Origin of the sequence: Pseudomonas sp. Pse35 (assembly GCF_024519715.1) — a bacterium.
Lineage (GTDB): Bacteria > Pseudomonadota > Gammaproteobacteria > Pseudomonadales > Pseudomonadaceae > Aquipseudomonas > Aquipseudomonas paracarnis.
Genome location: NZ_JALJRP010000025.1, coordinates 1 through 14,617, shown reverse-complemented (window position 1 = coordinate 14,617; position 14,617 = coordinate 1). Strand labels below are relative to the sequence as shown.

Genomic DNA, 14,617 nt, shown 5'->3' with positions numbered 1-14,617 from the left:
AGGCTGCCCGGTGAGCAATAAATGCCCTGCTTTCATGAACCAACGTACTTCTTCAAAAAATCTTCCAAAAAAAACCGCCCTTTCGGGCGGTTCAAAAAACTCGGCCGTGATCAAAAACCGAGGGAGAAACTCACGGTCACTGCGTGGTCCTTGTCGTTACGCGAGAGTTGGCCCGAATAGCCCAGGCCCAGTCTGCCGTTCTGGCTGATCTGGTAATCCAGCCCCGCTTCCACCACTGCACTGTCCTTGGCAATCGGCACGCCTTGGGTGCTGAACGAGCCACCGCCATTGATAAAGCTCAGGTCGGCGTCGGGCTTGGTATCACCGAAGGCATGGCGCCAGCCGATGCTGCCCCGTGGGGTGATTTTCGAGCCGTTGCCCAGGGTGATGGTCTGGCCAATGCGCACGCCCAGGGTCGAGTAGGTGATGTCCTGGTCGGCATCGCCACGCAGGGCTGCCGAACCGCCTTTTTCCTTGATGGTGTCGCTGTCGTAGTTGACGTAGGCCAGGCCGGCGAACGGTTCCAGGGCCACGCTAGGGGTTTGGATGGTGTAGCCGACTTCACCGAACACCTGCGCACTGCGTGCCTTGTAATCGGCTTTGAGGCGTTGGCCCTCGGCACCGACGGCCACGTTGCGCTTGCTTTCGACGTCATGCCAGCTGTACGCCACGCCCATCCGTGCGGCGAAGGCTTCCTGCTGGTAGGCGGTGTAGGCCATCAGGTGGTAGCTGTCCACATCAGCGCTGGAATTGCGGCGCTTGGCGTCCAGGTCGCTGCGGGTGTAGCCGGCGGCCACGCCCACGCGCCAGGCGTCGTCCACTTGCTTGTCGGTGCCGAGCAGGAAGCCGCTGAGGTTGCGGTCCAGCTTGGCGGTGTTGCTGTCACCGCCCATATGGCCCCAGGTGCCAAGCACGCGCATCCAGCCGACCATCTCGCCGTGACAACCGGCGCTGCTCAGGTGGTTTTCGCTGGGTGCCAGGGCATTGCGCGGGTCGTCCTCGCGGTAGCAACCGGGTTGGCGCAGGCGCTCGTTGACCGCATCACGCACGTAACGCGAGTCTTCAAGCATGGCGCTGGCGGTGCTGGCGTGGATTTCGCCGGACAAGCTGTCGAAGGCCGCGCGTGCCGCTGCCACATCACCATTAAGCAGGGCGTTTTGCACCGCTGCGCCACCGACTCCGGTGCCTGTGCCCAACGCCGCCGCCACGCCGCGCTGGTTACCGGTGGCCGCCACGCTGGCGTAACTGACGTTGTTGCGGCTGATCGCCAGGGCCACTTGGGTTGGGCTGTAGTTCAATGCGGTATTAAGGAAAGCCAGGTTCTCTAGATTAGTGGTGGCAAAGGTACCGTTGACTGCGCCCGCGGTCAGCAGCGTATAGGTGGTGGCGCCGGCATAGGGTGCCAGGTTGACCACATTCAAGGTTCCGCCCAGGTTGGCGGTGCCGCCCACGGCCAGGGAACCGGTGGTGGATGGGGTGATCACCAGGTTCAGCGCACCGGTACTGGCGTTGGTGAAGTTGCCGGCCACGGTCAGCTTGCCGCTGTCGGGCGTCACCGAGCCGTTGTTGACCAGCGAACCGACACTGCCGTTACCGGTCAGCCCCGCACCGTTGGCCACGGTGACTTGGCCACCGAGCACGGCGCCTGGGTTGGCCGCGTTGCCCACTTGCAACACGCCCTCTTCCACCGCCACGGTGCCGCTGAACGGCTGGTTGCCGGTCAGCAACAGCGCGCCTGCGCCTTGCTTGATCAGCGCACCAGTGCCGCTCAAGGTGCCGCTGAATAGGCCATTGGTGCGTTGGGCAAACAACAACCGCGCGTTGTTGAGGATCCTGCCACGCAGGCTGGTGGTGGTGCCCGCCAGCGTACCGCCACTGACGGTAGTGCCGCCGGTGTAGGTATTCGCGCCAGTCAGCAGCAAGGTACCGGCATCCAGTTTGTTGATGCCGCCGGTTCCCACCAGCGGTGCATCAATCTGGGTAGTCACGCCGGAATTGACTCGCACCGCCGCCAGGCTGCCATCCGCCGCGTTGGTCGGGCTCAAGCTGCCGCCTTCGCCGGCCGTCAGCACGTAGCCGGCGTCCAGCACTTGCAGGCCGGTGAAGCCTTGGTTGCCGACCACGGTCACGGTGCCGCCCTGCCCGCCAAATACCGCGAACTGGTTGGTGGACGCCTGCCCCTGGGTGCCGGTCGGGTCGGTCCAGTTGGTGCCCGGGCCCCAGGTGCCACTGCCACCTGTAATGGTGCCATCGGGATTGGTGGTGCCGCCGTTCCAGAACTGGATCTGGCCTGGCGCGGTTTGCACCACCAGGTTGAGCTGGTTGGCCAGCGCCGTCTGCAGGCTCAGGTTGCCCAGGGCCACCGGCAAGGTGCCAAAGGTGAGGCCGTTATCGGTCAAGCTGCCGCCGTAGCGGAACAGTTGGTACACGCCGACGCCGAAGCCGCCCGTATCGCTGACGTTGAGGGTGCCGTCCAGGGTCAGGTTGCCCGCCACGTTCACCGCCGTACTGGAGGCACCCGGCGCGCCGAGGGCGAAGTCCAGGGTGGTGCCCGATGACAAGCCCAGCGAACCCACCGACAGCGGCGTCGCGGCGCCGGCCTGGAGCACCGAGCCGTCTGCCATGTTCACCGCACCGCCCAGGGTGCCGCTGCCACCGAGGGTCGCGCCGCTGGCGACTTGTACCGCGGCGCTGTTCAAGGTGCCGTTGACCAGCAGGCTGCCGGTGTTGACGTTGGTGTTGCCGGTGAAGGTGTTAGTGCCGCTGAGCAGCAACGCACCGGTACCGGTTTTATTCAACACGCCGGTACCGGTGAGGTTGCCGGTGTAGGTGCCGTCGGTGGCTTGCTCAAAGGTCAACGCCGCATTGTTGACGATAGCGCCTTGCAGGCTGGCGGTGTTGCCCGTGGTGCTGCCGCCGTTGAGCGTGGTACCGCCGCTGTAGGTGTTGGCCGCGGTCAGCAACAAGTCGCCGTTGCCATTTTTCACCAGGCCGCCGCTGCCGCTGACCACGCCGTTGAGGGCCAGGTCGTGGCTGCCGGCCAGGGTAAGCGGGCCACCCAGGTTGAGGGTATTGGCCAGTTGCAGGTCGGTGCTGCCATCCAGTTGCGCCGCGCCGCCGACCGTCAAGGCACCACTGCCCAAGGCAGCATTATTGCCAAGGATCAATTGACCGGCGTTCAGGCCAGTGCCGCCGCTGTAGCTGTTGACGCCATTGAGCGTCAGCGCTGCCGCACCGTTTTTCACCAGGCTGCCGCTGCCGCTGATAACCCCGTCGAGGGTCAGCGCATTGCTGCCTGCCACCGCCAAGGCACCGTTGAGTACAGCCGCATTGGCCAGGCTGACCGCCGCGTTGCTGTCCAGGGTGGTGCCGCCGGCCGCCGTCAGAGCGCCTGTGCCGAGGGCACTGTTGTTACCCACCACCAGGGTGCCGCCATTCAGCGCGGTACCGCCGGTGTAGCCATTATTGCCGTTGAGTACCAGGGTGCCGCTGTCGAGCTTGGCCAGGGTGCCAGCGCCGTTGAGGGTCACGCCCAGGGTCGCGGTGGCATTGGGGTCGACGCGCACCGCGGTGTTGCCGGTGCCGCCATTGACCAGGTTGAGCACGCCCGCCGTGCCGGAGCCCAGGGTGTAGCCATCAGTGACGAACTGCATGCCGGTGATGTTCTGCGTGCCGTCCACCGTCACGTTGCCCGCCGCGCCTTGGAACACCGCGAAGCTGTTGACCCAGCCCTGGTTGAGGGTGCCGTCGACATTGGTCCAGTTGGTATTGCCGGCGTTCCAGGTGCCGTTGCCGCCGTCAATCGCACCGTTGCCGATCAGGCTGTTGCCATCCCAGAACTGTACGGTGGTGTTGGGCGCAGTCACCAGCAGGTTGACCTTGCTGGTGATCGCGGTCTGCACTTGCAGATCACCCGGTACCACACTGCCTGGCAGTGTGCCGAGCGCCAGGCCGTTATCGGTCAAGGCCCCGGTGTAGTTGATGAGGTTGTAGACGCCGCTGCCAAAGCCGCCGATATCGGTGACATTGAGGTTACCGTCCAGAGTCAGGTCGCCGCCGACATTCAGCAGGCCTGTGCCGCCGCCCAGCACCGGGGTGCCGAGGCCAACATCCAGGTTCGAGTTGCCACCCAGCACCAACGAGCCCACCGACAGTGTGCTGCCGGAGGCCAGGCCGATGTGCCCACCGTCGGCCACGGACACAGCGCCGGCCAATGAACCGCTGCCGGCCAGGGTTGCGCCGCTGTTCACCGCCACCGTGCCGCTGGCCAGGGAACCTGTGACATTCAAGGTACCGCCGTTGACGTTGGCCGCGCCGCTGAGGGCATTGGTGCCGCTCAGGTTGAGCACCCCGCTGCCGTTTTTATCCAGGTTTCCGGCACCGTTGAGCGCGCCGCCAAAGCTGTTATCAAGATTGCTGCCTCCCACCGCCAGCGTAGCGCCGCCCGCCACCTGCACCGTGCCGGTGCCAGCCAGGCTGTTGAGGTTGGCATTGCCACCCAGGTTGAGGCTCGCGCCGCTGCCGACAGTGACGCCGGAGGTGGTTCCCAGCGCACCATTACCCGCCGTGGTCACGCTGCCGGCCGCCACGGTCAGTGGGCCGCTGAAGCTGTTGTTGCCAGTCAGCAGCAGGTCCGCCGCGCCATTCTTGATCAGCGCTGCATTGCCAGCGAGTACGCCGGCCAGGGTCAGGTTGTTGCTGCCAGCGACGCTGAGGTCGCCATTGAGGTTGACCGCATTGGCCAGCACCAGCGGCGTGCTATTGGCCAGGGTCGCCGCACCGCCGACGGTCAGCGCGCCCGAGCCCAGGGCCGTGGTGCTGCCGAGGGTCAGCGTACCGGCATTGAGTGCCGTGCCGCCGCTGTAGGTATTGGCGCCGTTCAGGGTCAGGTTGGCGCCACCGGCCTTGGTCAACGAACCACTGCCGTCCACCACGCCGTTGAGGCTCAGGTCGTTGCTGCCGCCGACGGTGAGCGCGGCATTCAGGCTGGTGTTATTGGCCAGGGCCAACGCCGTGTTGGTGTCCAGGGTGGTTGCCCCATTGACCGCCAAGGCACCACTGCCCAGGGCCGACGCATTGCCCAGGGTCAGGGAGCCGGCATTCAACTGCGTGCCGCCCAAGTAGGCATTGGCGCCGTTGAGCGTGAGGTCGCCCGCGCCGGTTTTGGTCAGCCCACCGGTACCGCTGACCAGGCCGTTCAGGCTCAGGTCGGCGGTGCCTAGAATGCCCAGGTTGCCGGCCAGATTGACCGTATTGGCCAGGGCGACCGCCGTGCTGCTGTCGAGGGTGGTGCCGGCGGCCGCGTTCAGGGCGCCACTGCCCAGGGCCGTGTTGGAGGCCAGGATCAGGCCGCCTGCGTTGAGTGCGGTTGGGCCGGCATAGGTGTTGTTGCCACTGAGGGTCAGGTTGGCGATGCCATTCTTGATCAGGCTGCCCGTGCCCGCCACGGTGCCGGCCAGAGTCAGGGCATTGCTGCCGCCGAGGGTCAGGCTACCGTTGACGTTGAGCGCATTGGCCAGGCTGACTGCGGTGTTGCTGTCCAGGGTGGTGCCGTTGGCGGTGGTCAAGGCGCCGCTGCCCAGGGCACTGTCATTGCCGACCACCAGCGTGCCGCCATCCAGGGCGGTGCCGCCGGTGTAGCTGTTGGCACCGTTAAGCACCAGGGTGCCGGTGTCGAGCTTGGCCAGGGTGCCGCCGCCGTTGAGCGCGACGCCCAGGGTGGCAGTGACGCCGGGATCGACACGTACGGCGGTGTTGCCGCCCACGCCGTTGAACAGGGTCAAGGCGCCCGCTGCCCCGCCGGCCAGGTTGTAGCCATCGGTGACGAACTGCAAACCGGTGATGGCTTGCGCGCCGTCAACCGTGACGGTGCCCGCCGTGCCTTGGAACACGGCAAAGCTGTTCGGGGTCCAGGCTGTATTGAATGCGCCGTTGACGCCGGTCCATTGGCTGGCGCCTGCACTCCAGGTGCCGCTGCCGCCTTCGATGGTGCCATTGCCCGTGGTTTGGCTGCCGTCCCAGAACTGCACGTTGGTGCTGCCGTTGACCAGCAGGTTGACCTGGTTACCGATAGCGGTTTGCAGGTCCAGGTCGCTGGCCGGGATGTTCACCGGCAGGCTGCCCAGCAGCAGGCCGTTGTTGGTCAGGCCGCCGGTGTAGTCGATCAGGCGGTAGATACCCGCACCGAAGCCGCCGATATCCGTGACGTTGAGGGTGCCGTCCAGGGTCAGGTTGCCGTTGACCTGCACCAGCGCCGTGCCGCCCGTGGCGGGCGCGCCGAGGCCCGCATCCAGGTTGGAGTTGGCATTGAGCAGCAGCGAACCGGTGGTGAGGGTCGCGCCGGAATTGACGGCCAGGTGGCCGCCGTCGGCGATGGTCACGTTGCCCAACAAAGTACCGCTACCCCCGAGGGTGGCACCACTGCCCACCGCCACGTTGGCGCTGGCCAGGGAACCATTGACGAGCAAGCTGCCGGCGTTGACCTGGGCATCCCCGGTCACCACGCTGAGGCCACCGAGGGTCAAGGCACCTGTGCCGTCTTTGGCCAGGTTGCCGAGGCCTGCCACGACCCCGTCGAAAGTGCTGTCGAGGTTATTGTTGCCGACGCTCAAGGTGCTGCCGGCCCCTACGGTTGCAAGCCCGGTACCCGTGAGTGCGCCCAGGCTGGCGCTGCCGCCCAGGTTCAAGGAAGTACCGCTCGCCAGGTTGACCCCGGCGCCGACACCCAGTGCTCCGTTGCCCAGCGTGGTGAGGCTGCCCGATTGCACATCGAACAGGCCGTTGAAGGTGTTAGTGCCGGTCAGGCTCAAGTCAGCCGTGCCGGTTTTGACCAGGCTACCGCTGCCGGCCAGCACGCCGGCCAGGGTCAGGTTGTTGTTGAGAGCGCCCACGGTCAGCCCGGCATTGAGGTTGACCGCATTGGCCAATACCAGCGGCGTGCTGTTGGCCAGAGTAGCTGCACCGTTTACGTTCAAGGCGCCGGTACCCAGGGCCGCTGCTGTACCCAGGGTTAATGTACCGGCGTTGAGGGTGGTGCCGCCTTGGAAGGTGTTGACGCCATTGAGGGTCAGGTTGGCCGCGCCGTCTTTGCTCAGGCCAGCCGTGCCGGTGACCAGGCCACCCAGGGTCAGGTCGTTGCTGCCGGCAACGGCAAGGTTGGCGTCAAGCACGACGCCATTGCCCACTGTCAGCGCTGCCGTGTTATCCAGGGTCGCCGCGGCGCCAACGGTGAGGTTGCCCAGACCAAGGGCGGTGGCGCTGCCCAAGGTCAGCGTACCGGCGTTCAGGGTGGTGCCACCCAGGTAGGCGTTGGCGCCGCTGAGGATCAGATTGGCCGCGCCCTCCTTGGTCAGGCTGCCCGCACCGTTGATTGCGCCGCCGAGCGTCAGGTCAGCGGTGCCGCCGATGCCCAGGTTGCCAGCCAGATTGATCGCGTTGGTGGTGGTAACCGCCGTGCTGGCGTCCAATGTTGTGCCGCCGGCGGCGTTCAACACGCCCGCGCCCAGCGCCGTATTGCTGGCCAGGATCAGCCCGCCTGCGTTCAAGGCCACAGGGCCCAGGAAGGTATTGGTGCCGCCGAGTGTCAGGTCTGCCGTGCCGTTCTTCACCAGACCACCGATGCCACTGATGGCGCCATTGAGCGCCAATGCGTTGCTGCCGCCGACCGTCAGGCTGCCGCTGAGTACCGCATCATTGCCCAGGGTTACGGAGGCGTTGCTGTCCAGTGTGGTGCCCGCCGCAGCAGTCAGGGCGCCAGTACCCAGCGCGGTGTTGCTGCCGACCACCAAGGTACCGCCATTGAGCAAGGTGCCACCGGTGTAGCTGTTGGCGCCATTGAGCACCAGCGTGCCGGTATCGAGTTTGTTCAGAACGCCCGCGCCGGTGATATCGACGCCGAGGGTGGCAGTCGCCAGTGGGTCGACACGTACGGCGAAGTTGCCGCTGCCGGTGCTCAACTGCCCACCGGTGCCATTGACCAGGCTGTAGCCATCGGTGACGAATTGCAGACCGGTGATGGTTTGTACGCCATTCACGCTGACAGTCCCCGCAGCACCTTGGAACACCGCAAAGCCACCGCCCCAGGTCTGGTTGGAAAGGCCGTCGGCCGAGGTCCAGTTGGTGCCCCCCGCTGTCCAGGTGCCGTTGCCACCGTCGACAGTGCCGTTGGCAAGGGTGTTGCTGCCGTCCCAGAAACGAATATTCGGCGCCGCTACCACCAGGTTGACCTGGCTGCCCACTGAGGTCTGTACCAGCAGATCACCCAGGCCATAACCCAGCGGCACCGTGTTGACGTTCAATGCGCCGGTCAAGCCGCCGGTGTAGTTGATCAAGCGATACACGCCGGCGCCAAAGCCACCGGCATCGCTCACATTAAGGTCGCCGGCCAGATTCACGTTGCCACCGACATTCATCAGCGAGGTCAGCGACGGTGCGCCAAGCGCCACATCCAGACTGGCCCCGGCACTCATGTTCAGGCCGCCAGCCGACAAGGTCGTGCCACTGCCCAGCGCCAGGTGCCCGCCGTTGTTGATATTCGCCGTACCCAATAGCGAGCCACTGCCGGTGAGGGTGCCGCCGGTATTCACGTTGACCGACGCGCTGCCCAGGGAACCATCGACATCCAGAGTGCCCGCGTTGATCGCCGTGTTACCGGTGATGCCATTGATTCCGTTGAGCGTGAGCGTGCCGGTACCCACCTTGATCAAGCTGCCCGCACCGCTCAGGTCTCCGTCAAAAGTACTGCTGGTGTTCACGCCACCCACGGTGAGTTCCAAACCACCGCCGACTGCCACGCCACCCGCACCGCTGAGGCCGGCCAGGCTGGAATCGACGCCCAGGTTCAGTGCGGCGCCGGTGCTGACATTGACGCCAGAGGTGTTGCCCAATGCACCGGTGCTGCCGGTGGTGACGCTGCCGGAGACAATATTCAATGGCCCGGTAAAGGTGTTGTTGCCGCTCAAGGTCAGGTCAGCCAAGCCATTTTTTATCAGCGCACTGGCGCCGCTGATCACGCCGCTGAGGTTCAGATCATTGTTGCCCGCGAGCGTCAGGTCACCATTGAGCGCAACCCCGCTGCCCAGAGTCAAAGCCGCGCTGTTATCCAGGGTTGCCGCACCGCCGACCGTCAAGGGGCCTGCGCCCAATGCGCCTGCCGTGCCCAAAGTCAACGTACCGGCGTTGAGGCTGGTGCCACCGGTGAACGTGTTGGTGCCGTCAAGGGTCAGGTTGGCCAGGCCATCCTTGATCAGCGCACCCGCGCCGCTGACCACACCGCCCAGGGTCAGCCCATTGGTGCCGCCGACGGTCAGCCCGGCGTTGAGGACAATGCCATTGCCCAGTGCCACCGCTGAGTTGCTGTCCAGGGTTGCGGCGCCGCCGACGGTCAAGTTGCCCAGGCCAAGCGCCGTATTGCTGCCGACGGTCAGGCTGCCCGCATTCAGAGTAGTGCCGCCCAGGAAATTATTGCTGCCGCTGAGTGTCAGGCCGGCCGCGCCGCCTTTGGTCAGGCTGCCTGCACCGTTGACCGTGCCGCCCAGGGTCAGGTTGGCGCTGCCACCGATTCCAAGGTTACCGGCCAGGTTGATCGCGTTGGCCAGCGTCGTACTGGTACTGGCGTCCAGGGTCGTGCCCCCGGCTGCATTCAACGTACCCGCGCCCAAGGCACCACTGGCGCCAACTACCAGCTTGCCGCTGTTCAGCGCTGTGTTGCCCAGGTAAGTGTTCGCTTGATTGAGGATCAGATCCGCCGGGCCGTTCTTGATCAACCCACCAAGGCCCGCCACCACACCGCCAAGGGTCAGCGCGTTGCTGCCGCCAAGGGTCAGGTTACCGCCCAGGTTGAGGTTATTGCCCAGGCTCACTGCTGCACTGGCATCCAACGTGGTACCCGCCGAGGCGTTCAACACACTGGCGCCGAGCGCATTATTGGAGCCAACCACCAGCGAACCGGCGTTGAGGGCCGTGGCGCCGGTGTAAGCATTGTTGCCCGTAAGCACCAGGCTCGATACGCCCTCCTTGATCAACCCGGAACCACCGCTGACAACCCCGCCAAGAGTCAGCGGGTTCACGCCGTCTACGGTCAGATTCGCGTTCAAGGTAATCGCATTGCTGGTTGTCAGCGCAGCATTGCTTTGCAAAGTACCTGCACCCGCCACGGTCAAGGCACCGGTGCCTAGCGCGGTGGCATTGCCCAGCGTGAGCGTGCCGGCGCTCAAGGTAGTACCACCCTGGAAGGTGTTGGCGCCGCTGAGGATCAATTCGCCGGTCCCGGCTTTGTTCAAGCCAGTATTGCCCGAGATCAGGCCGCTCAAGGTCAGCCCGGTAGCAGCCCCCTGCACCGTCAGTCCACCGGTTCCGAGGGTCATCAGGTTAGCCAGCGTCAAGCCGTTGCCAGTGGCCTCGATAGCACCGCCGTTAGACGTGAGCACACCGCTGCCAAATGTCGCGTTGTTATTGAATTGCGCCACACCCCCATTGAGCGTAGTGCTGCCGCTGACCAACGGCCCCTGCAACGTCCAGGTGCCACTGTTGATGGCCAGGTTGTTGAAGTTGACATAGTTGGCGCTTGAAGCCGTGCCGGTGCCCGCACTGCCACCACCGACACCCGTCGTGTTTTCAAGGATCAGCGAGTTGCTGCCGCCTGCCCCGCCATCCACCTGGCCGGTGGGCGCGAACGTCAGGTTCACGCCGATCAGTCCGCCAAGGCTCAAGCCGATGCCGCCGCCGTTGGTCACTTGCGAGCCCGTGACTGCCGTAAAGGTGTTGGTACTGGCGGCCCCCATCGACACGCCGCCAGAGATAGTGCCGGTGTTGCGGAACGTGTTCCCTGTAGTGGAGCTCTCGAACGCCACGCGCCCGGTCAGGGCGCCGTTGTTGGTCATATTGACCTGCCCGCCACCCTGCACGGCTACCACCGGGGTATCGGACGTGAACAGCGACAGGCCGAGCAAGGAGGAAGAACCAATGACGCCGTTGTTGACGATCGTGGTGGTGCCGCCTGCGCCGTTGGTGGCGTTCAGGGCCATGCCATCCAACGAGGTCAGGTTCAGCCCCAGCAACGCGCCAGTACCGCGCATGATGCCGGTGGCACTGTTGGTGATGTTCAACACGCTGGCTGCCGTGTTGCCGATCACCACCCCACCGCTCAGCACTGAAACCAGTCCGAGGAGTGCCGGGTCAATGGTGCCGGAGTTGTTCAACGTGGCGTTGTTGCCGGTCAGGGTCAGTGCTTTGCCGCCCAGCGTTGCGTTGAGTTGCGCCCCGGCATTGACGTTGACCGTCAGGTTGTTGACCGCGCTGCTGAAGGTATTGAGGAACAATGGCAATGACGGCACGCCCGTACAGGTCACCGTCGCGCCGGCCGCAGGACTTGCCGGGCTGCAGGCGGCAAACACATCCGGGCTCGCCAGCCCCATCACCAGCCCGGCCACTCCCAGGCGGATCGCAAGAGAAAGCGCAGAAATACGAGGTAAAGCGGCAGTCGCAAGTCTTCTATCCACGTTCTACTCCTTGTGGTCCAAGCCTTTCATCCGTGACTGCGTGCACGCCTTGCTTCAACGATCCACACGCATCGAATTCGAAACACCTGACCGTGGTGACTACTGATCCAGTTTTTCGAAACGTTAGTAGACCTGCGCGAAAGCCATTGAATTAAATGGTATTAATACTTTCGTAAAATCGGCGTAAGAATGGGATGAGAGCCAACATCCATTGACTGTCGCGACAAAAATACAAGTTTCAAAATGTGAAAAAGCGCTCTAATAGCGCTCTATTTCCCCTGCTGTGGAATATTTTTGTGGCCAGAGATTGCTCCCGCTCGGGTGCGCAGCGCCCGCAGTTTTTTGGGGCCGCTTCGCAGCCCAGCGGGAGCAAGCTCCCTCGCCACAATGGCCCCCCGAGTTGATCTACGTAAACGATGGAGTTCGTGATGCCCCATGAAGGCAACCTGTTACAAGCAGCCGTGGTGTTCCTGTTCGCCGCCGTGCTGGCCGTGCCCCTGGCCAAGCGCCTACAATTGGGCGCGGTGCTGGGCTATCTGTTTGCCGGTGTGATCATCGGCCCGTCGGTTCTCGGCCTGATCGGCAACCCGCAAAGCGTGGCGCAGTTCTCTGAACTGGGCGTGGTGCTGTTACTGTTCATCATCGGCCTGGAGCTGTCGCCCAAACGCTTGTGGGTGATGCGCAAGGCGGTGTTCGGCGTCGGTCTGGCCCAGGTCCTGCTCACCGGTGTGGTGATGGGCGCGGTCGCGCTATGGCTGTTTGGCCAGTCGTGGAACAGCGCCATCGTGCTGGGCCTGGGCCTAGCGCTGTCGTCTACGGCGTTTGGCCTGCAAAGCCTGGCCGAACGCAAGGAGCTCAACCAACCCCACGGGCGTCTGGCCTTTGCCATCCTGTTGTTCCAGGACATCGCCGCCATCCCGCTGATCGCCATGGTGCCGTTGCTGGCCGGCAGCGATCATCCGACCACCGAAGCCCAGGGCCTGCAACATGTGTTGCAGATCCTCGGCAGCATCGCAGTGGTGATCATCGGCGGGCGCTACCTGTTGCGCCCGGTGTTTCGCATTGTGGCCAAGACCGGCCTGCGCGAAGTGTCCACCGCCACCGCGCTGCTGGTGGTGATCGGCACCGCCTGGCTGATGGAGTTGGTGGGCGTGTCCATGGCCCTGGGGGCCTTCCTCGCCGGCCTGCTGCTGGCGGATTCGGAATACCGCCACGAACTGGAATCCCAGATCGAGCCATTCAAGGGCCTGCTGCTGGGGCTGTTTTTCATTAGCGTGGGCATGGGCGCCAACCTCAGTTTGCTGCTCAGCACGCCACTGGTGGTGATCGGCCTGACCCTGCTGCTGATCGGCTTGAAGCTGCCGCTGCTGTACGCCGTCGGGCGGATGGTGGGCGACCTCAATCGCGAAAGTGCCCTGCGCCTGGGCGTGGTGCTGGCGGCGGGGGGTGAGTTCGCCTTCGTGGTGTTCAAGATCGGTCGCGACCAGGGCCTGTTCGAACCGCAGCTGTACGACGTGCTGGTGCTCACCATCACCCTGTCCATGGCCGTGACTCCGCTGCTGTTGCTGGTGTGCCCGAAGCTGTTCAAACCCAAGGCCAAGCCGGTGGAAGTGCCCGAGGAATACCGCGCCATCGAAAGCGATGCGCCTCGCGTGGTCATCGCCGGCATGGGCCGGATGGGCCAGATCGTGGCGCGAATCCTGCGCGCGCAGAACATCTCGTTCATCGCCCTCGACACCTCGGTGGAAACCATCGAGCTGACCCGCAGTTTCGGCGGCATGCCGGTGTTCTACGGCGACCCCCAACGCCCGGAAATCCTCCACGCCGCCAAAGTCGATCAAGCGGAGTTCTTCGTGATCGCCATGGACGACCCGGAGATCAACATCAAGACCGCCGAGCTGGTGCGCAACCTCTACCCGCACATGAAGATCATCGCCCGTGCGCGTAACCGCCAGCACGTACACCGCCTGGTGGACCTGGACGCTTCACCGGTGCGCGAAACCTTCTACTCCAGCCTGGAAATGAGCCGCCGTACCCTGGTCGGCCTCGGTTTGAGCCAGGCCCAGGCCGATGCGCGCATCAACCGCTTCAAAACCCACGACCAGCAGGTACTTGCCGCCCAACACGCGGTATACGACGACGCGGCCAAGGTCATGCAAACTGCCCAGGAAGCCCGTGCGGAACTGGCGCGCTTGTTTGAAATGGACAGGCTTGACGAGGAATCCTCCGACAAGCTGTGATGGGCTGGATGAACGAAATTGCGAATTTTCTGACAGAATACGCCGCAATTTCGTTCAACCCCGGAGTGCTTCATGGCCACGTTCACCAAAACCGCAATGCTGCTCGCCCTAGCGCTTACCGCCGGCAGCGTGTTCGCTGCCACCAAGCCCGCCACACAGACAATCTCCACCTTGGGTGGCAAGTTCACCTTCAAACTGCCCAAAGCCTACAGCGCCGACACCCTGCCCTCCGGCACGGCGCAAGACGGCACCGCTGACACCCAAGGCACCCTGTACGCTAACTCAACGACGAAAAGTGTGGTGATCGTCGCCGAAACCGTGCGCAACGATGGAGCAACTATCCAGGATAACGACCCGAAGTTCCTCGACGGCGCCGTGGCTGATTTCGTCAAAGACCAGAGCGCCGCCATGCCCGACTTCAAGAAACTGGGGGAGAAGAAACTCACCTACAAGGGCCTGGGCCTGCGCCAGGTGGACAGCAGCGCTACCCAAGGCGGAGGCAAGACCTTGAACTCCACGTTCCTGGGTGGTTCGGGCAACCATTTGCTGGTGATCCAGGCGATTTCCCGGGCTGATGATGTGAAGGGGCATGCGGCGTTGGTGAAGCAGATTACGGGCGGCAAGTAGCCCCCTCTTCCAGCCAACACAAAACCCATGTGGGAGCGGGCTTGCCTACGATGGCGGTGTGTCAGTCACTGAATCTTTTACTGAGCCACCGCTATCGCAGCATAGGTATCTACATAACTCTGTAAGCTCAGCGGTAACCACGATGCGAAGCGAGCCGCTCTTGATCTGCTTTTGATCTTAGGCGCCCCGTTAAACCACGCTGGCGGATTACGGGCACACCGAGCCTAGGCGAGGTGCCGAGTGGTGGGGCAA

General features: G+C 64.1%; 3 protein-coding genes. 2 read left to right on the top strand and 1 reads right to left on the bottom strand.

Going from position 1 to position 14,617, the window contains the following annotated elements; all coding sequences use genetic code 11:
* Positions 1-110: 110 nt before the first annotated feature.
* Positions 111-11,498: an autotransporter-associated beta strand repeat-containing protein gene (locus tag OC445_RS19695; protein ID WP_262020290.1), complete on the bottom strand. Its 11,388-nt coding sequence runs from the start codon at positions 11,496-11,498 to the stop codon at positions 111-113.
* Between the two features lie 428 nt (positions 11,499-11,926).
* Between OC445_RS19695 and OC445_RS19690 the strand changes: the two genes are divergently transcribed.
* Both OC445_RS19690 and OC445_RS19685 read left to right on the top strand, forming a co-directional pair.
* Positions 11,927-13,738, top strand: coding sequence for a monovalent cation:proton antiporter-2 (CPA2) family protein (locus tag OC445_RS19690; RefSeq protein WP_034127310.1), 1,812 nt, complete (start codon positions 11,927-11,929; stop codon positions 13,736-13,738).
* A 72-nt stretch (positions 13,739-13,810) separates the two neighbouring features.
* The gene (locus tag OC445_RS19685; protein WP_054897036.1) at positions 13,811-14,365 is read left to right on the top strand and encodes a hypothetical protein; all 555 of its coding nucleotides are present in this window, start codon (positions 13,811-13,813) and stop codon (positions 14,363-14,365) included.
* Positions 14,366-14,617 lie beyond the last annotated feature (252 nt).

Bases quoted from the DNA above. Each gene is read 5' to 3' on its own strand.
- OC445_RS19685 (WP_054897036.1), top strand. From the start codon at position 13,811: ATGGCCACGTTCACCAAAACCGCAATGCTGCTCGCCCTAGCGCTTACC.
- OC445_RS19690 (WP_034127310.1), top strand. From the start codon at position 11,927: ATGCCCCATGAAGGCAACCTGTTACAAGCAGCCGTGGTGTTCCTGTTC.